Source organism: Novosphingobium sp. TK71, from assembly GCF_055361505.1.
Window position 1 is genome coordinate 524573 of sequence record NZ_JBSZKA010000001.1, and the last position, 22987, is coordinate 547559.

Annotated in this window: 20 protein-coding genes; 1 reads left to right on the forward strand and 19 read right to left on the reverse strand. The window is 66.6% G+C overall.

The window, feature by feature from the left end; genetic code table 11:
• Positions 1-26: 26 nt before the first annotated feature.
• From ACXJ16_RS18680 to ACXJ16_RS18770, 19 genes are all read right to left on the reverse strand, one after another.
• A complete protein-coding gene (locus ACXJ16_RS18680; RefSeq protein ID WP_185999545.1) occupies positions 27-623 on the reverse strand; it encodes a LuxR C-terminal-related transcriptional regulator in 597 nt (198 codons plus the stop codon).
• Between the two features lie 64 nt (positions 624-687).
• On the reverse strand, positions 688-1605 hold the full coding sequence (locus tag ACXJ16_RS18685; protein WP_463923001.1) for a glycosyltransferase family 2 protein: 918 nt from the start codon (positions 1603-1605) through the stop codon (positions 688-690).
• Complete coding sequence (locus ACXJ16_RS18690; RefSeq protein WP_324699482.1) at positions 1595-2833, reverse strand: lipopolysaccharide biosynthesis protein; 1239 nt, start codon at positions 2831-2833, stop codon at positions 1595-1597. Before ACXJ16_RS18690 ends, ACXJ16_RS18685 begins: the two co-directional genes overlap by 11 nt.
• Before the next feature lie 43 nt (positions 2834-2876).
• Positions 2877-3890, reverse strand: a complete 1014-nt coding sequence (gene galE, locus ACXJ16_RS18695; protein WP_463923002.1) for a UDP-glucose 4-epimerase GalE — start codon at positions 3888-3890, stop codon at positions 2877-2879.
• Positions 3891-3941: 51 nt separating this feature from the next.
• Positions 3942-4457 carry a hypothetical protein gene (locus ACXJ16_RS18700; RefSeq protein WP_185999549.1) on the reverse strand — a complete coding sequence of 172 codons (516 nt, stop codon included), beginning with the start codon at positions 4455-4457 and terminating at the stop codon, positions 3942-3944.
• Positions 4454-5512, reverse strand: a complete 1059-nt coding sequence (locus ACXJ16_RS18705; protein WP_463923003.1) for a mannose-1-phosphate guanylyltransferase — start codon at positions 5510-5512, stop codon at positions 4454-4456. The genes ACXJ16_RS18700 and ACXJ16_RS18705 overlap by 4 nt, the downstream gene beginning before the upstream one ends.
• Positions 5509-5874: a hypothetical protein gene (locus ACXJ16_RS18710; protein WP_054435637.1), complete on the reverse strand. Its 366-nt coding sequence runs from the start codon at positions 5872-5874 to the stop codon at positions 5509-5511. The genes ACXJ16_RS18705 and ACXJ16_RS18710 overlap by 4 nt, the downstream gene beginning before the upstream one ends.
• The gene (locus ACXJ16_RS18715) at positions 5871-7667 is read right to left on the reverse strand and encodes a heparinase II/III family protein (protein WP_454798045.1); all 1797 of its coding nucleotides are present in this window, start codon (positions 7665-7667) and stop codon (positions 5871-5873) included. Before ACXJ16_RS18715 ends, ACXJ16_RS18710 begins: the two co-directional genes overlap by 4 nt.
• Entirely contained in the window at positions 7664-9016 is a 1353-nt protein-coding gene (locus tag ACXJ16_RS18720) for an O-antigen ligase family protein (RefSeq protein WP_463923004.1), read from the reverse strand. The genes ACXJ16_RS18715 and ACXJ16_RS18720 overlap by 4 nt, the downstream gene beginning before the upstream one ends.
• Positions 9013-10173, reverse strand: coding sequence for a hypothetical protein (locus ACXJ16_RS18725; protein ID WP_463923005.1), 1161 nt, complete (start codon positions 10171-10173; stop codon positions 9013-9015). Before ACXJ16_RS18725 ends, ACXJ16_RS18720 begins: the two co-directional genes overlap by 4 nt.
• Positions 10170-12377 (reverse strand): GumC family protein, encoded by a 2208-nt coding sequence (locus tag ACXJ16_RS18730; RefSeq protein ID WP_443478820.1) that lies wholly within the window; start codon positions 12375-12377, stop codon positions 10170-10172. Before ACXJ16_RS18730 ends, ACXJ16_RS18725 begins: the two co-directional genes overlap by 4 nt.
• A gap of 52 nt (positions 12378-12429) precedes the next feature.
• Complete coding sequence (locus ACXJ16_RS18735; RefSeq protein ID WP_185999555.1) at positions 12430-13137, reverse strand: polysaccharide biosynthesis/export family protein; 708 nt, start codon at positions 13135-13137, stop codon at positions 12430-12432.
• A gap of 59 nt (positions 13138-13196) precedes the next feature.
• Entirely contained in the window at positions 13197-14276 is a 1080-nt protein-coding gene (locus ACXJ16_RS18740; protein ID WP_463923006.1) for an acyltransferase family protein, read from the reverse strand.
• Positions 14273-15622 (reverse strand): hypothetical protein, encoded by a 1350-nt coding sequence (locus ACXJ16_RS18745; protein ID WP_463923007.1) that lies wholly within the window; start codon positions 15620-15622, stop codon positions 14273-14275. Before ACXJ16_RS18745 ends, ACXJ16_RS18740 begins: the two co-directional genes overlap by 4 nt.
• A complete protein-coding gene (locus tag ACXJ16_RS18750) occupies positions 15619-16944 on the reverse strand; it encodes a glycosyltransferase (RefSeq protein ID WP_443478905.1) in 1326 nt (441 codons plus the stop codon). The genes ACXJ16_RS18745 and ACXJ16_RS18750 overlap by 4 nt, the downstream gene beginning before the upstream one ends.
• Before the next feature lie 2 nt (positions 16945-16946).
• Entirely contained in the window at positions 16947-18212 is a 1266-nt protein-coding gene (locus ACXJ16_RS18755) for a nucleotide sugar dehydrogenase (protein WP_324699492.1), read from the reverse strand.
• A 77-nt stretch (positions 18213-18289) separates the two neighbouring features.
• Positions 18290-19702, reverse strand: coding sequence for a sugar transferase (locus ACXJ16_RS18760; RefSeq protein WP_132468900.1), 1413 nt, complete (start codon positions 19700-19702; stop codon positions 18290-18292).
• A gap of 109 nt (positions 19703-19811) precedes the next feature.
• On the reverse strand, positions 19812-20102 hold the full coding sequence (locus ACXJ16_RS18765; protein ID WP_324699493.1) for a hypothetical protein: 291 nt from the start codon (positions 20100-20102) through the stop codon (positions 19812-19814).
• Between the two features lie 295 nt (positions 20103-20397).
• Positions 20398-21783, reverse strand: a complete 1386-nt coding sequence (locus ACXJ16_RS18770; RefSeq protein WP_324699494.1) for an EAL domain-containing protein — start codon at positions 21781-21783, stop codon at positions 20398-20400.
• 153 nt (positions 21784-21936) lie between these two features.
• Between ACXJ16_RS18770 and ACXJ16_RS18775 the strand changes: the two genes are divergently transcribed.
• On the forward strand, positions 21937-22944 hold the full coding sequence (locus ACXJ16_RS18775) for a tyrosine-type recombinase/integrase (RefSeq protein WP_463923008.1): 1008 nt from the start codon (positions 21937-21939) through the stop codon (positions 22942-22944).
• Positions 22945-22987: the final 43 nt, after the last annotated feature.

Consider the following 22987-nt stretch of genomic DNA (forward strand, 5'->3'; position numbering starts at 1 on the left):
TGAAGGGCGGCGCCGAAGCGCCGTTTTCAGGCCTTGCCTGCCTCGATGGCGATGCGGATCGCCTCCATCGTGTTCTTGGCGCCGAGCCTGGCGATCATGTTGGCGCGGTGGATCTCGACCGTCCTCGGGCTGATCGACAGTTCCTTGCCGATGAGGCGGTTCGACTGGCCTTTCGCCACGCCGATCAGTACTTCGTGTTCGCGCTTGGTCAGGCGCGAGATCAGCGAGGCGGCGGCGGATTCGCGCGGGTGATAACGCCCCGGCACATCGGCCGTGCTCGCCGCCCGGGTGAGGATATCGCGCAGTTCCGCCATGTCCTTGGTCGGGATCACGTAATCGGCCGCGCCTTTCGATATCAGTTCCACGATACGCCGCACATTGACGACGAGGCTGTAGATCACGACGGGAATGCGCTGGGCATTGATCGATTTCACGAGGAAATCATCCAGCACGTTGTCGTTGTCGCCAATAAGAGCGATCGTGGGGTGGCGTGCCGAAAGATCGGCGAATTCGCATGAATATTGAATATTAAAAATATCGTCGACCTGCTTGAGGATCGAGGTGACGTATTTCTTGCGTTCGTTGTCATCGTCGATGAGTATGATGTTCAGCGTGTTGTTCATGTCCCTGTTCCGTGAATGATGTTGATGGATTGCCGGTTCTGGTCGATGCGCGATGGCCGGTGGTTCATTCGGCCGCCGGGAGGCCGGGCGCGGCGTCCGGCCGCCGGGGCGCGGTGCGCCTGATCTTCACGTTCTCCACCTGCCGCATGACCTGCGAGGCGGCCCAGCGCGGGGCGATGGCGGCGAGAAGCAGCGTGTTGCGGTAGGACGGCCGCCGTTGGCGGTTGGCGCTGAGGCGCCGGATCTGCACCGAGGCGAGCCGGGCTTCGCGCGCAGACAGGCCGGAATCCTTCCATGCGGCGATCTCCTGATGGACGCGCGCTTCCGAAGCGCGGATCTTGTCGATCGGCGCGATCGAGATGAGCTGTCCGGGGGAGCGCCGGTACCAGTAGCGCACGCTGTTCTCGCGCCAGAAGGTCGCGCCGAGATGGAGCAGTTCGAGGTAGAAGATGATATCCGCGAAATAGAGCGCATCCTTGAAGCGGACGGCGGCGGTCTTTGCACTGCGGCGGTAGCTGAACCCGGTGGGGCCGCCGATCGGGTTCCAGGCGACGGAATGGCGCGGAATGATGCCCTGGGGCAGGTCCGGGATGGTCATGCGGACATGCCTGACGCTTTGCCCGAAGCTCAGCCCGGCGATGGAGATGCAGTCCACCTGCGGATTGCCCTGGTAGACGCCGACCGCGCGGCGCAGGTGATCGGGGTCCCACACGTCATCGGCATCGAGGAAGAACACGAAGTCGCCGGTGGCCCGGTCCAGCGCGGTGTTCCTTGCCCCGCCCGGTCCCTTTTCCCGGGCGTTGTGCAGGAAAAGGGTGGCGACATTGCCGTGCCTGTCGTCGGCCGGCAGCACGGCCTGCCTGTCGTCCACCACGATCAGGTGCTCTATCTCGATGCCGGAATCCTGCCGCGCGACGGACTGCCTGGCTTCCGCTAGGAAATCGTCCAGGGCGAGTGTCGGGGTAACGATGCTAACTTTCATGGGCGCTTCTCCAATAGAAGAGCGAGGACAGCAGATTCTCGCGGATGCAGATGGTGAGGTAGGCGAGCGCAACGCAGGCCTCGATGATCGTCAGGGTTGCCGCGGCGCCGAACAGGCCCATCAGGCGGGTCATCGCGAAATAGGCGGGAATGCCGATCGCGCCGGTGGTGAGGGTTACCTGCCGCACGATGGTGTCGCGCTTGGCCGCCAGTACCGCATTGTTGACGAGCAGGGTGGAAAGGCCGACCAGCGCGGGCAGCGGCGCCATGATGAGGATGCAGCGGGTGATGCCCTCGTAATGGTCGAGCCCGATGGCGGTCAGCAGCGCCGGTCCGCCCAGTGCGATGACCAGCGACATCCCCACAGAAAAGAGCAGGGCCGTGCCGTTCAGGCGCAGCAGCCGGGTGGCCAGCTCCCGCTCGCCCGAGGCATAGCGCACGCTCAGCGGATAGGCGGTCATGAACAGCGGTGCCGAGCCCTGCTGCATCGCCGTCACCAGCCGCTGGCACAGGCCGAACGCGCCGACGATCTCGGGAGACTGGACGATGCCCAGGATCAGCACGCCGGCGCTGGTGTAGGAAAACACGCCGAGCTTCATCACGAAGATGTCCCGCCCTTCGCGCAGGAGCGATGCGGCCAGTTTCGGCCTGAAGCTCAGCGCGAAGTAGCCCTTGCGGTGCAGGAGCAGCAGGCCCGAGAGATGGATCGCCAGGATCGCGCCGCACTGGGACAGGAACAGGCCGTCGATGCTGTGGAAATGGTAGGCCACCAGCGCCACGCCCAGCCCCGCCAGCCGTACCGGCGCGGTCAGCAGCAGGAACTCCCTCTGCAGAGACAGTGCGATGAAGATCCAGGTGGGGATGATCCCGTTCAGCACCATGAACACCAGCACGCACAGCGCCGTGGCCACGCCGATCGAGGGTCCGGCAATGCCGATCGCGACGAAGGCGGCGAGCAGCGCGGCGAAGAAGAACCCGGTCTGGACGAGCATGATCGCGCCGATGACTTCGGCGATCCGTGCGGGGTTCTCCAGCGCCAGCGAGATTTCGCGGGCGCCGGAGTACCGGAAACCGTATTCCAGCCCCACCAGCACGAGCGAGCCCGCGCCGAGGTAGAACACCACTTCGGACCCGATCACCTGGCTGGCCATCGCGGCGGCCAGCCAGGTGATGAACGCGGGATAGCCGATCTGGAAGCCGTGCAGCACGAAAGTGGACGCGAGCCTCATGGCGCGCAGGCCCGGCGACGACGGGCGAAGGAGCCGGGGGCGGTCATGGTGCGGTGCGCTCCGCCAGATGCCGTTCCCAGGCCAGCGCATGGCGCACGATCGTGTCGAGGTCCTCGTGCGCGGGGCGCCAGGGCAGGGCGGCGGTGATCCTGCCGTTGTCCGCCACGAGGGCGTCGGGATCGCCCGCCCTGCGCCCTTCGAGGCGGCGAACTATCGGGCGGTTGGTCACGCGGTCCACCGCATCGAGCACTTCCAGCACCGAGAAGCCGCGCCCGTAGCCGCAATTGAAGGTGTGGCTGGCCGCCGGATCCGCGATCAGCGCGCCGAGCGCGAGGACGTGCGCGTCGGCAAGGTCCGACACATGGATATAGTCGCGCACTCCGGTGCCGTCTGGCGTGTCGAAGTCGGTCCCGTAGACCGACACCGCCTCGCGCTTGCCCAGTGCCGCCTCGACGGCGACCTTGATGAGATGGGTGGCGCCCAGCGTCGATTGCCCGGCCCGGTTTTCAGGGTCCGCCCCGGCGACGTTGAAGTAACGCAGGGCGCAGAAGTTCATCGGATGAGCGGCAGCGACATCGCGCAGCATCTGTTCGGTCATCAGCTTGGACATGCCGTAGGGATTGATCGGCGACTTGCCGGAGTCCTCCACGATCGGCACGATTTCGGGGATTCCGTAGACCGCCGCGGTGGAGGAGAAGATGAAATGGCGCACCCCGCACGTAACGGCGCTTTCGATCAGCGCGCGGCTGCGGACGGTGTTGTTGCGATAGTAGCCCAGCGGATCGCGGACCGATTCCGGCACGACGACCGACCCCGCGAAGTGCATCACCGCGCCGATCCCGTGCTCCCGCATCGCCGCCTCGACCAGCGGCTGGTCGGCGATGTCGCCCTGGACGAAGGGAACGTCCTGCGGGACCGCCCAGCGAAAGCCGGTGGAGAGATTGTCTATCACCACGACCGGCCATCCGGCATCGCGCAGCGCGAGGACCGCGTGGCTGCCTATGTATCCGGCTCCGCCCGTCACCAGTACGGCGGGCTTTTCCGTGATTGAACGCATGATTGGACTGCCTTTGTATGAATGTCGTGTCTTGTGGGGAGTGCCCGGCGGTCAGCCCACCAGGGCAAGGACCTGCGGGGCATGGTCGGGGGTGAGGAAGTAGCCTCGCCGCATCTTGCACTTGATCACGTCCCGGTAGCCGGCCCGCGCCAGCGCGGTCCGCAGGTCGTGAACGAAGACGCGCAGGGCAGATACGCTGTGCTTGCGCAGGCAGACGATGGATGCCAGTTCATGGTCCCCGCGCGGGCATCCCGGTGTCGCGAGCAGCTCGATCAGGAGCATGGCGCTTCCCCGGTAGCGCAGGTCGAGGCGCTGGCGGATCTCGTCCACCTCCAGCGAGCCGAGGCGGCGCGCCTCTCCGGCCGCGCCGTGGTACATCAGGTCCAGCGCCACCGACTTCATCAGCCGCGCCTGCGCAAGGTTCTGGTCGGCCAGTTCGAGCAGCGAATGGGCCAGTGCATGGCGTTTCGAGGCGAGGTCCGGACCGAACTCGCACTCAAATCGCGGCTTTGCCGGGAAGGCGCCGTTTCCCGGCGTGCCGCGGCGTTCGAGGGCCGAGGGGATCATGCTTCCTGTACCGCCGTGCCCAGGTCCCGGACTTCCTGCGACCGTCCGCGCGACATCACCAGGATATCGTCTCCCGAGACGACGACGATCAGGTCCTGCACGCCCAGCAGGGCAACGCGCTGCCCGTCGCTTTGCACCAGGCAATCGCGGGCATCGCGCCAGAATACCGGGCCGCGAGCGTTGTTGCCCTGATCGTCGCGGTCGAGCACTTCGTAGAGCGCGTCCCAGCTTCCCACGTCCGACCAGCCCAGCGCGGCGGGCACCACGGCCACCCGGTCATGATGTTCGAGCACCCCGTGGTCGATCGAGATCGAAGGGCTTGCCGCAAAGGCTGCGGGCAGGGGATGCACGGTCTGGGCCGTGCGGTCGGCGCCGGCCATGGCGTCCCGGACGCTGGCGGCCACGGCGGGCTGGTGCGTGTCGAGAGCGGCCATGATCGCATCGGCGCGGAACAGGAAGATGCCCGCGTTCCAGTGATAGCCGCCTTCCTCCAGCATCGCCCGCGCCCGCGCCGGATCGGGTTTCTCGACGAAGCTGCCGACCTGCCAGACACCGGCTGCGAGCGGTTCGGCGGCGCGGATGTAGCCGTAGCCGGTATGAGGGGAATCCGGCTCGATCCCGAAAGTGCAGAGCCAGCCTTCGCGGGCCAGCGGCGCGGCCTGTTCGATATGCGCCATCAGCGCTTCCGGGCGGCGGATGGCGTGATCGCTGGGCATGATCAGCAGCAGGTCGTCGCCCCGTTCGGCCATCGCGGCGGCCAGGGCGATGGCGGGGGCGGTATTGCGGGCCTGGGGTTCCAGCACGACGCGGAAATCCTGCACGCCGGCATCGTTCATCTGCTGCACCGTCTCGGCCCCGAAGGCCGCGCCGCCGATGACGATGGGCGGCGCGAAGACACTGCGGTCGCGCACGTAGTCCGCCGTCATCTGCAGCATCGTGCGTTCCGAAAGCAGCGGAAGGAACTGCTTGGGCCGGTCGGGGCGGGAAAGCGGCCAGAGCCGGGTGCCAGAGCCACCGGAAAGGATGACGGGTATGATCTTGCGCGCTTCAGTCATGGCAGGGCACTTTCCTTGCTTGCGGCGTCGTCCGGTGCCTGTCTCGCCGCCGCCCGCGTCAACGCGGGCCACAGGACAAGCAGGATCGTCGGCAGAAACATCGTGATGAGAAGGTCATGGAGCGAGGACCGCCAGTCGCTTTCGGCACCGGCGGGGCGCGCCATGTCGAGCGCCTCGTTGAGGCATTCGGCGATGAACACGCCCAGCCATGCCATGCGCAGCGAGGCAGGCCTGACCAGCAGGTGGATGGCGGCGAAAAGCAGGACGCCCGCAAAGGCATGAAGCGCGTCCGGGGCGATCCCGGTGCCGCGTTCCAGCCAGACCTTTGCGGCCGACCAGGCCATGGCGATACCGGCGATCACGGCGCGCTCCTGAAGAACGTGCCCGGTCCGGCGAGGATTTCGATCCGGTCCGCGGTTCCCGGCGGCTTTTGCGAAAGGCGCAGGGCCGAGGTGTACCTGCCCCCTCCGGCGGCGGGCACGAGATCGAGGACATGGGCAGGCTCGGGCGCCATGTAGCGGCGGCACCAGCTGTCGCTTTCCGCAAGCCGGAAATGCCCTTCGAGCGCATCCAGCCAGACTTCGGTGCCGCCTTTGGTCAGGCGGATGAGCGTGTCTCCCCTGGGGGCCAGTTGCCATTCCGCCGGGATCAGGAAGCGCGCGCGGGCTTCTCCTGTTCGTCCCGCCCAACTGTCCGCGATCACCACGCCGCCTTCGGCAAAGGCCGAGACGATGCGCCTGACGGTCCCCGCCGCGGTCGTCAGGCGGCCGCCCACCGCCTCGCCGGGACAGTCGCGCAGGTCGCCCGGCGCGATCGCTTCGGCGGCGGCGAGGCGGCCGACCTTGAAGCAGCCGAGGTACTCGACCGGCTCGGCGCCCTCGAAGCAGGGACCGTTGTGGCTGGCGGCCGACCGTTCGTGAGTCCGGCGCGGGCCGGTCGAGTATTGGGATGTGCCCGGATCGACGAACAGCCGCTCGCCTTCGACGTCGACTTCGACGGCGAGGAAATCGGCATGGCCGTGGCCGGGGTTCCAGCCGGGGCCGATCGGTCCGGCGTCCATCCAGACGTCGATCGCGCCGGCCGTCAGGCGCGCATAGCCCGCGTCGGGAAGGCGGCCCGACAGCGCGCGGGCCGGATCCTCGGGCCCGAGGATGTCCCGTGCGGTGGGGGTCTCGCCCAGCCAGCTGTCATTGAACAGGGCAATGTCCCCGTCGCGGTGGGACAGCATCCGCCAGGCCCGTTCCGCCGCCTTGGCGCGCTCGGCGGCAAGGGCGCGGGTCGCTTCGCTCAGGAAATCGGAGGCTGCGAAGATGTGCAGGGCCATGACGCTGAGGCCCTGGTACATGGCCGAACGTTCGATCTGCATGCCGTCCGCGAGGATCGTCTGCATGACGATCGCGCTGACTTCCCGGTCGAGCCGCCTTGCCTGCGCCGGGCTGTAGCCCCGGCAGGCCATGCCATAGAGGCACAGCGCGGCAAGGTTGCGCTCGGTGTGGTTGTTGCGCAGGTCGTGTTCCACATTGGCGCGAACGAAGGCCGCGTCCCGGTGCAGGAAACGGCTGATGCGCGCGCGCAGCTCGGGATCGGGGCGCCCCTGCGCGGATGCGAGGACGAGGCCGCTCAGCACGGCGAGAATGCGGTGGGATGCGCCGTAGGGAGACCAGATCGTCCGGAACGGGGCAGCAAGATCGAACCCGGCCGCGCTTTCGAAACTGTCCAGCAGCGCGTGAATCGTCGGCCCGTCGGCCTCGCGGCCTCCGGCCAGCAGGCTGTGCAATATTTCGAGCTGGCACAGTTTCATGCGCCAGAGATTATGGTCGTTCTCGCTCTCCAGCCGGTGCCGCCAGTCGATGGCGTCGATGCTGCCGAAATCGACCCTCGTGCCCATCAGTTCGAAAGCGCCGCGCGCGGCATCGTCGCAGGCGGTGCGGTCCGCGCGGTAATAGCGGCCGATGAAGGCTGCCAGCGCGACCGGAACCGTGGCCTGCTTTGCGCCTGCAAGCGCGGGAAAGCGGGATGCGCGGCGCTCCATCGCGCGGCCGTAGGCGCCGGGTGCGAGGGCGGCGAAGCGGTCGCGCGCCTTGCGGCGGATCTGGTGGGCCAGCACCGGCAGGGGAACCCGGCGCAGGGCCGAAAGCAGTTGGCGGGACATCATCGGACTGTCGCTTGCTGGATCGAGGAGTGGGGCGGGCCAAGGCGTCGGCGCGCGGGCTGAGCAGGGGGGGCGGGCGGTACGAGGAAGCCTGCGAGCATCGCCGCAACCAGTTCCACCGGGAGCATGCGGACCGGGTAATCGACCAGCGAATGGAGCAGGAGGACGAGGATCCCGGTCCAGGCCGCGATCCCGAGCCGCCGGGCGGAGCCGGTTTCACGCAGGGCCGAGACCCCTCTGCGCAGCCACCATGCGATCCCGGCCGCGAAAAGCAGGGTTGCCGGCATGCCGCCTTCGAGCATGATTTCGAGCAGGTCGTTATGCGCGTGGTTGACGTAGTGCGTCCCGACATGTTCGAGCGGCTCCACCGTCTGGAACACGCCGGCGAAAGTGCCGTAGCCGGAGCCGAACGGCCAGAAGCGCGCGATCGCGGTCCCGCTGTCCTGCCAGAACGACAGTCGCTCCATGTTGCCGTTGCGGATGCGGTCCATGACGATGCGGACCATCGCGTTGTTCATGGCAAGCGCGTATGCGCCTGCCGCAACCAGCGGCAGCGCGGCCAGCCACCTGAGGCGCCGCGCGGGGATCGAGGCCGCCAGCGGCAGCAGGCTGACCGGCAGCAGGAGCAGGCCCGCACGCGATGTCGTGGCGATCACACCGGCGGCAAGGCTCGCCATGAGCAGCAGGGCCAGGATCGAACCCGAAGCCTTGCGCGCGGCAAATGTGCAGGCCAGCGCCACGGCGACCAGCAGGAAACTGGCCTGGTGGTTGCGGTTGGCGAACAGGCCGGTGGCATAGCCAAGATGCCCTTCGGGATAGAGCGTTCCCCACTGGCCCGCCGAAAGCAGTTGCATCACGCCCAGCAGGAGGCTGGCGAGCGCGCATCCGATGGCGACGGCGCTCAGGGCAAGGCGTTCGCGCAGGTCCATGTGGGCAACCGCCAGCAGCATCGCGCCTGCGGGCAGGAGCGCGGCCAGCGCGCGGCGGGTGGCGGCCGGGTCCAGGCTGAGCGGATGCGCGGCTTGTCCGGCGCCGACATGATCGGCGATGGCGGCGGCGAGTTCGCGTCCCGGCATCGCCCGCCAGACCGGCGCCGGCAGCGGCACCAGCTGGAGAGCCGCAAGCCCGGCCCATGCGGCCAGAAGCGCCAGCGGCACCAGCGCGCCGCGCCCGCGCATCGGCAGCGGGCTGGCCAGAAGCCATGCGGCCACGGCGATGGAGGCCAGTTCGATGGCGATTTCCGCCACGGCATGGCCGCTGCCGCCGCCGCCCGCCAGAACGGCCAGGATCAGGAGCAGCGCCGCGCCCGTAAGGCCGCGATGGCTGCCCGCAAGCAGGTCCGGCGATGTCATGACCGGTCCTCCGGGCCGTCCGGGGACGGGGTGATGAGGACGCGTTCGATGCTGGCGTGGCTCGGCGCCGGATCGTCCGTTCGGCGGGCGGCGAGAGAGAGCACTTGCGCGGTGCAGCCGGACTGCGGCACCGCGAAGGACTGACGCCAGCGCCCTGCCGCCGCGGTGCCGACCATCGCGATCGAGGGGCCGCGGGGCAGGCAGTCCACGGTCCAGTGCAGCGCGCCGCGCCGGAAGGCGGCGCTGGACGGCATGAGCGCGTCGATGCTGTAGCGGCCCGGCGCCAGCACGATATGCTGGCTCAGCAAAGTGCCGAAGGCGGATTGCCCGGCGGTGACGGAAAGCCTGCGCGGAGCCTTGCCGCCGCTGCCCGCCACCATTTCGAGTTCGGCGCCCGGCACGCGCTGCGCGCTCCAGGCGAAGGGGGCGGCACTGCCGGAAGGGGCGGCGGGATCGAGCTGCGCGAACGCGGGATCCAGCACCGGCGTATCGCCGGTTCCCGCATGGGCGATCCACAAGGTTCTGGCGCGGCGGTATTCCCGGCGATCCACCAGAACTTTCACATAGGCGATCAGGTCGTCCCGTCGGCGCGGCGCCGGGCCTTGCAGCCACTGCGCCAGCAGCTGTTCGTGCGCCGTTTCCAGTTCCGGCGGCAGGGTGCCGAGCTGCCGGAAGAAGCCGTCCTGCCAGGACGGCGCGGCGGCGAGACGGTCCTGCAGGGCGTCGCGGCCGCGCGCGTCGGTGGCGGCGCGGTGAAGCACGGGCAGCAGCAGCGGTTCCAGCGCCGGCTTGCGCCGCAGCAGCGCATCGATGCGCCGGATCGCCTGCGTTTCGTCTCCCCGGCGGACTTCGTCGGCGATCAGCATCGTCTGGGTCCGGCTGTCGCGCCAGCCCAGCTCGCCGCCAAGGCGCGCCAGCACCAGCGCTTCCGGCCCCTTGCCCGTGCGCTGGCGAAGCAGCGCCAGTTCCCGCAGCGCGGCCGCGTCATAGGGCCGCTCCGCCAGCCTGCCCGCCAGCGACGTTTCCGTGGCCGCCGCAGAGGCAGGGCACAGCCGGTCGAGGTTGGCCTGGACGACCAGCACGGCCCCGGCAAGCGCCGCGCCCAGTGCCAGCAGCGGCCTGCCCGCGTGAATGAAGGATGCGTGGGCAGGGGTCATCGCCGTCCCAGCCAAGAGCGCGGACGGCGCGCTTCCTCATCGTAGCGATAGTAGGACTCGTAGCCGTAGCCGAGCGTGCGGACATCGACGCGATTGAGAATGACCCCGCGCAGCGTCGCCCGGCTGAGCCGCAGGCGGCGCAGGGCCGAGCGGATCGTCTTGCGGCGCGTCTGGCCCGCATCGATGACGAACAGCGTCGCCTCGACATGGACGGCGATGCTCGGCGCATCGGCGAGGCCCAGCATGGGCGGTCCGTCGATGATGACGATATCGTACATCTCCTCCAGCTGGCCGATCAGCCAGGGAAGGGTGCCGGATGCCAGCAGTTCGGCGGGATTGGGCTCCGCGGCGCCGGCCGAGATGAAATGGAGGTCGGCGATGGCGGTGCGGCGCACCACGTCCTCGATGGCCTTTTCGCGATTGAGGAGGTCCGCCAGCCCCGCGTTGTTCTCGAAAGAGAGCAGCTTGTGCATCGAGGGGCGGCGCATGTCGGCGTCTACCAGGAGCACGCGGCGGCCGATCTGCGCAAAGTCCCGCGCGAGGGCATAGGCGGTGCTGGTCTTGCCTTCGCCCTTGCCGCAACTGGTGATGAAGACGGTGCGCGGCGGCCCGTTTCCGCCTGCAAGCTCGATGGCCGAACGGATCGTGTGGATCGCCTCCGACAAGCTGGAATTGCGCTTTTCCACTTCGTCGCGGAAAGTCACGCCCGCGTCGAGGCGCGGGACCATGCCGAGCCCGGTGACGCCCAGCTTGCGCTCGGCATCGTCCACCGTGCGCAGCATGTCGTCTAGGTTTTCGCGCAAGTAGATCACGCCGATCGCGGCGACGAAGGCGGCCAGCAGCGAAAGGCCGAGATTGACGGGGAGATTGGGCGCCACCGGGCGAACCGGCGTCGAGGCGAGATCGACGATCGAGATGTTGTTGGCCGAAACGCCCGCCGCCGCGCTCACTTCCTTGAAGCGCTGGAGCAGCCCGTCGTAAAGTTCGCGATTGGTCCGCACTTCGCGGCGCAGGATGGTGTAGCGGATCGACCGGTCCTGCTCGCTCAGCGTCGCGTTGCGCAGCCGTTCGACCTCGCCCTGCATCTGCTGTTCCTGAAGCTCGGCGGCGCGGAAGCGGTTGCGGATCGAACTGCGGATATCTTCGGCGAGATGGGCGATGCGCTGGTTGAGCGCGGCGATCTCGCTGCGCAGGCGGATGAGGTCGGGATGGTCGTTCTGGCGGCGCTGGCTTTGTTCGGCGTAGCTTCCCTCCAGTTCCGCGCGGCGTTCCATCATCGTCTGGATCGCCGGATTGGAGAGCACTTCGGGCAGGCTCATCAGCGGGGCGGAACGGGTGGTGGTCCAGAGCTGTTCGGCGTCGATCCGGCGCGAGCGGGCCTGGGACAGGGCATCGTTCGATTCGATCAGGCTCGATGCGACGAGGGACGGCGCGCCGCTGGCGGCGCTTCCCGCCTCGCGGATGGCGTCCGTGTCGATGATGCCGCTGGAGCGGGCATAGCCGACCATGCTGCGTTCGGATTCCTCAAGCCGTTCCTTGGCCTGTTCGAGCTGCTCGCGCAGGAACTGGCGGGCATAGACCGAGGTGTCGAACCGGCGGCTGAGGTTGCTGGAGATCATCGTATTGGCGAAGGCATTGGCGACCTTGGCGGCCATCGCCGGGTCCGGACTGTCGAATGCGATGCGGGCCACGCGCGAACCGTCTGGCAGGGTGATCGACAGGTTGTCGCGCAGCACGGCGATCACCTGCTCGCGGTGCGCCTCCCCGGCGCCGAGCGTGCCCATCGCGCCTGACAGCGGCTTGACGTGCATGGCCTCCAGGAAGCCGTTGCCGCCGAACAGGCCCAGCGTTTCGGCAACCCGGATCGCCAGGGCGCGGCTGCGCAGGATCTCGGTCTGGGTCTGGAGGAAGCGGTCGGCGTCCTGGACGGCCTGCACCGGCTCGATATCGGGTGCGTCCAGCACGCGCGATGCCTGCTGGTCGATCTGGATGCTGGATTCGGCGCGGTAGGTCGGCACGGTCAGCACGGTGACGGTCAGACCCAGCAACAGGCCCGCGCCGCAGATCAGCAGGACCAGCCAGCGATGGCGGACCAGCGCTGCCCTCAGCCCCTCAAGATCGATCTGCGACCCGGCGAAAAGCCAGGAATCCGGCGCGGCGTGATCGCCGTGGGCCGGCAGGGGGGAATGGGAAAGGTTCGGCATCAGCGGGCATATCCGGTCAGGGCAGGGCGGCAGGGGGCGGCGGCGGGATGGCTCATCGGTAGGCCCGGAACACGGCGACGAGCGGCGCCGTCGTCAGGATGTCGCGCCAGGCCGCCTTGAGCGACGAGAAGCCGACGACCACGGTGTCCCCGCCAAGGATTTCGGGATCGGGCAGTTCGCCTCTGCGGATCATGCCCACGTCGAAGACCGCGCCCATGGCCTTGCCGTCGACCGTGCGCAGTATGACGATTTCGCCAAGCGCGGAGATGCGGCTGGTCCCTTCGGCCATCGCGATCGCGCCCAGCAGCGTGGTCCTGCCCTGCACGGGGTAGATACCCGGCTTGGTCACGGAGCCTTCCACCACCACCTTCTGCGACACCGCCGTGGTGAGATTGACGGAAACGTCGGGATTGCGAAGCATGCGCTGGCCGAGCCGGGCGGCGATGTCTGACGCAAGCCCGTCCGTGGTGAAGCCGCTGGCCCTCACTTGTCCGATCAGCGGCAGCGAGATGTTGCCGCCGGTGGTGATCTGGACATCCTTGAGGCTGAGGTCTGGTTCGTTCAGCACGGTGAGGCTGATGACGTCGGAAGGGCCGAGGATGTAGTCGCGCCCGCTTTCGGGGGAAACGGCGGGGATGACCTGGTAGGCCGCCTCGTCACGCGGCAGGTCGGGGCGCGCGCAGCTTGCGAGGAGCGAAGCCAGCACGGCGCAGCCAAGCACGCCGGAAATTCGGTGGGGCCGCGGGAAAAGGGGTGTCACGTTCGCTGTCCTGGATTGAAGGGGTGTCGAGGGGGCGTTCCGTTCGAACCGGGCGGGCATCACACGGGATGGCCTCCGAACCGCTTTCGCAGGGGCGCGAGCCGTCTGGTCGTCAGGCTGTAGGCCAGCGACGAGATCGCGATGGTCGCTGCAAGCGAGAGCACCGCGCGCAAGTGCGGAGAGACGACGAACCGCTCGGCCAGGGAATAGACCGGATAGTGCCAGAGGTAGAGTTCGTAGCTGGTCTTTCCGAGGTAGCGGATGGGCGGCAGTTCGGCGATCCGGCGGACCCAGGCGTTACGCGCCGGGAAGATCGCACCGCAGAAAGCCGCGCCGATGGCGATGCTTTGCGGCGTGTACTTGAAGGCCGTCTCGTAGAACCCGGACCAGTGGGCCAGCGAGAGCAGCATCGCCAGCGCCCCGCCCCAGAGCAGCACGGCGCCATGGCGTTCGATCCATGCCTGCCCGATCCGGCCCCCGTCGAGCAGGAGGGTGAGCAGCACGCCCCAGCCGATCGCGTCGATGCGGGTCAGGGTGAAGTTGTAGTTGATGTCGTCCGCGAACCGGGGCGTGGCAGCCCACACTAGCATCCGCAGCACCAGTGCGCCTGCCAGCACCGCCGAGATCATGCGGATCCGGCCCGCGCTGCCCCGTACCAGCAGGAGCACGGGGGGAAGCAGCAGGTAGAAATGCTCCTCCACCGCAAGGCTCCAGAGCGGTTCGAGCGCGTCGTAACCGGCATTCCAGCCCAGCAGGCGGGAGCCTATCTTGTGCACGTTGCCGAGGTACGAGAACGAGAGCAGGACCTGGCTCCAGGAGAAGCCGGCCGGGTCCGTCAGCGCCAGCAGGGGCACTGCGACGATCCCCATGAGCGCGAGCGGCGGCAGCAGCCTGATGAAGCGCCGGACATAGAACCGGCCAAGCGCGATCTGTCCGTATGTCTTCTCCTCGGCAAGCATGAGCCGGGTAATCAGGAACCCGCTGATGAAGAAGAAGATCGAAACCCCGAAGCCGCCGGGGATATAGGGCACCAGCTGGTAATGGGCGGCGATCACGATCGCCACGGCAACGAGGCGCAGCCCGTCGAGCCCGCTGACGTAGCCGAAGCGGGCATGGGTCTGGTTGGTATGCGCGGTCATGCTGCCATCTCCCGGTGGGCCGGCACGGCGGGCAGGGCGCTGCGGTTGCCGGTACGGAATCCGGGATTGAGCGCGAGCCCGATCAGCAGCCAGAAAGGCGGATAGGCGGCCGGGAAGCTCTGCACCCAGGTCATGAACATCATCGCCAGGGCAAGCGGCACGTAAGGCAGGGCCGAAAGGCTCACGGTCCTGAAGAGCAGGAGCACGAAAGCCAGCCCGGCCAGCCCGTATTCCAGGAACAGCACCGGAAAATAGGCGACCGGCGATCCGGTGAAGCTCAGCGGGACCGAAGCCGCGTAATAGCCGGTCAGGCCGAAGAACCTGCCGAGATCGTACTGCGCGTAGAGCTGCGCGCCGACCTTGAGGAAGGAGCCCGCGCCGTAGCCCATCAGCCGGGAATCGATCATGCCGAGGATGCCCACGGCATTGTGGACGATGCGGTAGGACAAGGTGGTGTTGAGCAGGCCCGAGGGCGAGCGCAGCGACAGGATGACCAGATCGAGCCCGCGCACGCCCGTTTCGGGCGCCATGCCGATGGTCAGCACGAGCGCCGCCGCCACGCCGCCTGCGGCGAGCAGGCGAAAGGCCACGGCGCCCCGGATATCGGCCCGGCTGCCCGCGCCTTCCCGCGTCAGGTAGAACAGCCCGCCAAGCACGATCACGGCGAAGAAGCCCGAACCGGACTGGGACAGCGCGACATTGAACAGGGCAAGGCCGATGGGCCAGGCAGGCACCTTGTATCCGCAGTCCGACAGGACCTTGCGGGTTATCAGCGCCAGCAGCACCATGAAGGCCATGGTGAAGCCGAAGTCGGTGGCCTCGGGGGCGAGCCCGGTCGCCCCGCGCCCGCCGGCCACGCCCTGCGCCGTGGGAACCAGCGGCTTGGTAATCGCCAGGTACAGGCCCTTGCTGACGAACCCCAGCACCGCAAAGCCGCTCCACAGCGGCAGGGTGATCGTGAGCACGCGCCACAGCAGGATCGGCGAGACGTAGGGCGCGGCCACGATGATGGCCCAGCAGATGACGAAGCTTGCCGACCGGCGCAGGTAATAGTCGAGCCCAACGTTGCCCGGGTCATTGACGTAGAGCATGAACCACAGCGCGAAGGCCAGCACCAGCAGCTGGAAGCCGTTGATGCGCAGCGACGATGTCAGCACCCGGTGCAGCACGAAGGCCCAGCACAGCAGCGCGGCCCAGGGCTGGACCTGCGAAGGCGCGGCGATCGGGCCGAACACCAGGTAGGGCAGGCAGCACAGGACGACGGCGCCGGCGAGAAGGCTGGCGCTGATGATGTCGTCCCCGTCTTCGGCGGCGAACGGCGGGGCAACGTAAAGCCTGTCGGTCATGCCGGTACGGCTGCCCGTTCCTCGACCGGATCGGCAGGCAGGCCAAGGCTTTCGAAGATGGCTTTTTCAAGCTTGAGGAAATGGGATTCCCAGGTCCAGTTGCTCTCGACGTAGCGCCGGGCGGCCGCGCCGAGGGCGGCGCCGCGCCGCGGGTCGGAGAGGATCCCGATCACGGCATCGGCGAAGGCGGGCGCTTCGTCCGCCAGCAGCAGCGCGTCGCCCGGGGCCATGGTGCCCTCGTTGGCGATGGAGGTGGCGACGATCGCCTTGGCGCTGGCCATGTATTCGATGAGCTTGTTCTGCATTCCGCCCGCCGCCCGCATCGGATTGATGCAGACGCTGGCAGATCGGATGTTGATGCCCATGTCGCTGACCGTCCCGGTCACGCTGATGCCGTCACGCCCGTCGAGCTCGCGGATCGGCGCGGTGGGATCGCGGCCCTGGATGACGAGGCGGGCATCGGGAACGGCGGCGCGGATACGCGCCCAGCAATGCTCGACGAACCACAGCACCGCCTGCACGTTCGGCTGGTAGAGCATCGATCCCGAGAAGACGACGCGGCCGGGCACGATCTCGTCCGGGCGGGCGGGGCGATAGTGGCTGAGGTCGGTGCCGTGAGCGCCGTAGACCCAGTTGTCGATCTCCGGCTGGCCCTGCGCGGCGCAGACCGCCTTGACCTTTGCCACGTCGGCCGGGCCGATCAGCACGGAACGGGTGAAGCGCTGCCAGACGCGTGCCTCGTACCACTCGCAGCGCGCCGTCTCGATCCGGTAGAGCCAGCGCCGCACCGGGTTGCGTTCGTTTTCGAGGATGCGGCGGGTATTGAGCGACTGCGAAAGCTGCATCGCGAGGAAGGTCGCCGGAAAGGTGGTGGCATTGCGATGGAGGCGTGCGGGCGGCTGCAGCACCGCGTGGGCGCTGCGCATGTAGTAGCAGTAGATCACGTCATAGGCGTTCGAACGCGTGGCGGCGGCGAGTTCGCGTGCCAGCACTTCGTTGCGGAACATCGCGACCTGGGCGGGCTCCCGCCTGAACAGCCCGGCGATCAGCCCTCGCAAGATCCGCACCGGACCGTGCCGGTAGATGCGAAGCTTGCGGCAATTGCGCTCCAGCCACTCGCGCTGGGTTCCCGACAGTTTCCCCTGCATGTCGAGCGTGTAGAGGTCCACATCGTGCCCGCGCGCGGCCAGAAAGCTGATGAGATGCGCGACGGTCAACTGGTCGCCGCGCATCATCGGGAAGGGCAGCCTGCTGTAGACGATCGCAATCCGCAGGGGGCGATCGCTCGGCGGGCAGTCCATGACTTTGGGAAGCGCCTCCATGGTCACGGCAGACGGTTGGTGCTGACATGCTTGCGCGCGTTCACCTTGAGGTCGGCGATGAGGCCGATGGTGTCGATCGCCAGGTCCCATTCCTCGCTCTCGGCCACGTCGCGCGGCACGAACAGGCGGTTGAGCGCGGGCAACTGGCTATAGGCATAGCCCAGGTTCTGCCCGATCAGCTTGGAGGGGATCAGGGTCGGGTCGTAGACCGAAAGCTGATATCCGGATTCCAGCAGCTTGCGGGCAAGATCGACATTGGCGCTTTCGCGCAAGTCGTCGCTGTCCGCCTTGAACGAAAGGCCCGCCATCAGCACCTTGCCGCCTTCCGGCACGTTTTCCCGCACGTACTGGAACAGGAAGTACTTGTGGCTCTCGTTCGACCGCAGGACGGAATCGATCATGACGGTATGCGCGCCGACATCGGCGGCGATATACTGGAGCGCGCGCACGTCCTTGGGTAGGCAGGAGCCGCCGAAGGCGCCGCCCGGGCGCATGTAGTAGGGCGAGATGTTCAGCTTGGTGTCGGAAACGAAGATCTCGTGAACGCTCTGCGCGCTGATGCCGAGCTTTACCGCCGTTCGCCCGATCTCGTTCGCGAAGGCCACTTTCACCGCGTGCCAGGTGTTGTCGACGAACTTGGTGAATTCCGCTTCGCGGAAGCGGGTGACGAAGGTGGGCGCGGCGATGCCGTCGTAAAGCGCCGTCATGTTTTCCGAGGGCGCGCCGTCCACGGTGCCGATCACGATCTTGGGCGGGTGGAAATAGTCCTCGATCGCGGTCGCTTCGCGCAGGAATTCCGGGTTGTAGACCAGTTCGATGGCCTGCGGCAGGCGGTCGCCCAGTTCCGCCTCGAAGATAGGGTGAACCAGCGTTTCCAGGCTGCCCGGCCGGATGGTGGAGCGGTATACCACGGTCAGCGGACGCGGCCGGTTCGTGGTGACCGCGCTGGCGATCTGGCGGCTGACCTCGCCGATATACGACATGTTGTGCGAACCGTCGGGTCCGCTCGGCGTGCCCACGCAGACGATCGCCATGTCGCATTCGTTGACGAGGTCGCCGGCGTTCTGGGTATAGGACAGGAGCCCCAGCTCACGGCCTTCGCGCAGCAGTTCGTGAAGGCCCGGTTCGGCGATCGGGCAGCCGCCGGCGTTGAGCTCCGCGACCTTGGCCTCGTTGACCTCGACGCCGCTGACCATGTGTCCCGATCGTGCCAGGCACGCGGCCGCAGTAAGGCCGACATAGCCCATTCCGAAAACAGCAATATGCATTACGCCAGTTCCTGTATGTATGCGTTCGGTCCGGCCGGGCTTTCACCCGGCGGAGATGCAAGAAGGGAAAGTGTTGGTCAGAAGGCGGACTTGCCGCTCAGCGCCATGACGGTCCGGCAGACGATCCTGATGTCGCCCGAAAGGGACCAGTTGCGGACATATTCGAGATCCGATTCCAGCCGGTTCCTGAGGTCGGTGTCTACGAAAGTGGTCCCGCGGAAACCGCGCACCTGCGCCAGTCCGGTCAGTCCCGGTTTGACGGCGTGGCGGTGCCAGTATGCGGCATCGACTTCCCAGTAGAGCTGGTCCCCGGCCTTCGCGCCGAGCGCGTGGGGCCTTGGTCCGACGATGCTCATGTGGCCGAGAAGCACGTCTATCAGCTGCGGCAGTTCGTCGATGCTGGTGGCGCGGATGAAGCGGCCGACGCGGGTGATCCGGTCGTCGTCGCGACCTCTCGTCAGCTGGCTGCCGTGGAGATCCTGGGTCTCCACCTTCATGCTGCGGAACTTGTGCATCAGGAAGGTGCGGTTGCCGCGTCCGATGCGCGGCTGGCGGAACATCACCGGGCCGGCGCTGTCGATCCTGACGGCAAGGGCGGTGAACAGCAGCAGCGGCAACAGGGCCACCAGCGCCGCGCTGGCAAACAGGATGTCGAACCCGCGCTTGGTGATCCGCTGGTCGAGCGAGAGCGGTTCGGCCGCGACCTTGAGCGTGGTGCGTCCGTCGAACTGGCCGGCTCCCATCGGCGCCAGTTCGCCGACTTCGTCCACCACCACTTCCACCGGAACATTGGCGCCTCGCAGCGCCGCCACCCACAAGGCGCGCTTGTCGGAGGCACAGGCCACGACGACGCGATCGGCGTTGTTCGCCAGCGTGCCGAGACGGGCAAGGGCGGCGGGGTCATTGAGATCGGCGCGCAGCCCGTGGGCCTTCACGTCGACGATGATGCCGTCGGAAATCGCCATGGCCGTGGCCATCGACTGGTCGTCCAGCAGCACGATCGTCCGGGCATGACCCGACCGCGCGCGCCACCAGCGCGACGCGAGCAGGCTGGCCAGCCCGAACCGTGCGACACCGATGGTCAGGGCCGAAGCGCCGACCGCGCAGGCGAGGGTTTCCGAAATGCGGCCGGTCGTCCGCTCGAACAGGGCGGCCAGTACCAGCAGCGTCAGGAACGTCACGAGGATGGCGAGCCAGGCCCGCTGCACGCTGCGCACGGCATTGGAGGCCAGCGCCGGCGAAAAACTGCCGCCGTAGCAGGCGACTGGGAAATAGGTGGCCGCCAGCATGAGCATGACGTGTTCGTGGAGGTTTCCCCAGGCGGCGGGCCAGGACGCCAGCAACAGGGCATGGCCGGCCAGGAATCCGGCGCCGTCGGCCGCCAGCAACTGGCATCCGGTCAGCAGGAAGCGGAGCGGCTTGCCATAAGGCGCGGCGACGGCGTCCCGCAGCGGCAGGTCGCCGCTGTCGGGTGCCTCGATGAAAGGCATTGGACTTTGAACGGAAGTGAGCACACGCCCCCCTATCGCCGGGCGATACCGTCCGGCGCGACTGTGTCTTCAATGGATGTAACCGCCTCCCCCAGAGGCGGCGCGCGGATCAGGACGCCGGGCTGGCGGGCGGATCGTCGGAGTTGCTGATGGCAACCGCGGTCAGGCCGCCTGCGGCAATGATGCCGCCCAGAGCCCATAGCCACGAGCCTTGCAGGAAGCCTCCGCCCGCCGCGGCGGCAGCGCCGCCGCCGCCGGCAGCGGGCAGGCCTTCGGCGCCGGTCTGCGTGGCCATCCTGGTGCTGGCGCGCTTCACGCGCTCGGGCGCCGGAGGCGCTGCTGCCACGAGGCCGAATGCGGCAATGCCCGCGATGAGATAAGTCGGACGAAATCCGGACATGTGAAATTCTCCAATCCGTGGCAGATACATCTCAAGATAATCTGCCGTATGGTGGGAAAAATTATTGCATTTTTATTTTAATAAATGCGTTTTTCGGAGTGTTTTCGTTATCTGAAATGTTGTCGATATAAATGTATCGAGATAAATTCTGATATTTAACGAGTGAATTCATATGGTATTGCGAACGGTGAGGTGCGGCCGGGCAGTTGTTCGCCCCCACGAAACAAGGTGCCGCACCTCTCGGCCTTCGGAGGCGACCCGAAGGAAGTTGGACGCCCGCAGGACGCCGGCCTCTTCACTGGACGAATCTCAGCGAAGGTTCCGGCGCGCACTGCCAGCCCCGTGATGTTTCCGGCGGTTGCGGAAGTCCGTCCGCCACGTAAGGTCTTGGTCGGCAGCCGCAGGGCTGGCCCCAGAGGTAGCCCTGCTGCCAGTTCACCCCCGCCTCCAGCGCGATATTCCGGTGCTGGGAGGTCTCGACCCCTTCCGCGACGACGGTGGCGCTGATCGACTTGGCGAGTTGAGCAAGGGAAACGAAGATCGCGCGGCCGCGCTCCGAAGCGGTGGCCCGGCGCAGGAACAGGCTGTCGATCTTGATGATGTCGGGCGCGAAAGCCAGCAATTGCCTGACCGAGGCGTACCCCGTGCCGAAATCGTCAAGCACGATGCCGCAACCGAGGCGGCGCATCGTATCGACGAACCGCACGGCATCGGAGACTTTCGGGAAAGATGCGGTTTCGGTGATTTCGAGCAGCAAGCGCCGGGCGATGTGACCGTTGCGCCGCAGGGTCGAACGGATGTCGTCCCACCAGGGATCGTCGCTCAGGCTCAGGGCGGACAGGTTCACCGCGATCTGGATGTCCTCCGAGCGTTCCAGTTCGGCGATCACCTGCCGGACCATGAAGAGATCGAGCAGGCGCACGAAGCCCAGCCGCTCCATAGAGAGGATGTAGGTCCCGGGGCGTTCCGGCAGGCCTTTGCTGTCGGATAGCCGGGCGAGCGCCTCGAAGTAACGGGTCACCCCCGAGTCCGCGCAGCGCACTTTCTGCCAGAACGGGCGGAGGCCTCCGCTTCCGGCAGTGCCGTCCCGCATCGACTTGAGCGCCGTGAGGGCGTGGGAGACGATCGCCATGTCGGCCCGGTAACGCTCGGCTTCCTCGCCATACTCGGGAAGGGCGCCGACGAAGGGAAACATCCATTCCGAAACATCGCCCGGGCTGGCATCGTCTTCGCCGGAATCGCTTTCGCCGGAATCGCTTTCGCCGGAATCGCTTTCGGGGGTGAAGATGCTCCAGCAGGCCGAAACCCAGACATGGATCGGCCCCGCCTTGCTGGCGAAGGCCAGCAGCGGGATCGCCTCGCAGACCGTCGCCGCCCAGGCCGTGCCGGTCTCAGGGGTCATCGTGTCGCCGAGCCGGGTGCCGCGCTTGATCCTGACCTCCAGGATATCCGCGCGGCATGTCTCCATGGTGCCATTGTCCTGAACGAGCCGGGCGATATGGTCATGAGCGGTCGCCACCGCCTCGGAAGCGAGTTCCTGGCCATAGGCGGCCACGAGATGCGGATAGTTTCCAATGCGGAACCAGAAGAGCGCCGTGTCAGGGTATCTGGCCAGGCGGGCAACGTGAGCCGCGCCGGCCCTGGTGCCCTCGGTTCTTCGTCTGTCCGCGTTAATAGCCATTGCCAACCCCCACATCAGCAAGACTCCGAGTGGAACTGCCGTGTCTGAGACGGTTTAGCCAAAAGTGTCTCAAACCGCCCGGAGCGGGGTTTTGGTAGCGGCGTTAACGCTATGTCTTTACCGGATAATCCGTCACCGCGAGGGCTTCATCATATGCCATGGACTGTCTATAACCGGCACGGACAACGCAAATATCTTACTAATAATGAGATCGACGCATTCATACGTTCCGCACGTAATCGAAGTGCGGATGTGCGAACGTTTTGCTGGATGCTGGCCTATACTGGCTGCCGAATCTCCGAGGCGCTGTCGTTGACCGTCGACAGTATCGATTTCGAGGCCAAGCACGTCATTATCCAGTGCCTGAAAAAGCGCGGCAAACGAATATTTAGGGCAATTCCTCTTCCGCCCAACTTTCTGAGAGTTTTGTATCAATGGCTCCGATCGCGCTCCAGCGACGATCCCGAGCTGTGGCCATGGTCCCGCATGACGGGTTATCGCCGGATCTGCGAGGTCATGGAAAGTGCGGGAATAACCGGCACTTATGCCAGCCCCAAGGGTCTGAGGCACGGTTTCGGCGTCCGTGCGATCCAGGCCGGAGTGCCGCTTACACTGGTCCAGAGATGGCTTGGACATGCGGACATCAAGACAACAGCAATCTATACCAGCGCAGTCGGACCAGAAGAGCGGGAAATCGCGGCCCGTATGTGGCGGCAAAAGATCACGGAGAAATCGAAATTCTCCGATATGTTGCCCGGTGACGACTTGGTGGAATTCGCCGGAGAACCGGTATCGACCGAGAAGGTGGCAGAGGGTGTGTCAGGCGGGTCAGTTAACAGGCCGTCGTCGAAGGATATGGTAAACCCCGGTAAAGGTGATTTACTTAATCTGCCGGTTAACGGTGATCCGCAGCCTTGGCCGCAGAAAGCATCACAATCCCCTCTAAAAAGAATAACCTATTGCTCTGTGATACACTTTTGGCTAAAGTGTCGCGATCATTTTCGTTGTAATTCAATGACATGCGTTGATCCTGCGAATAATTTGGCCGATCCGGCGAACGACCCTTCGGCAGGCTCCGCACGCCTCTGTGGGCGCTCCGCAAGAGCCTTCTGGCCTCTGGGCGTGGAGAGTGCTCTCCAGTCGCTTTACGACGGTTGTTAATGTTAGTTGTTAAGGGCGCGGCTTCCGATTCCAGCCTTCCCTG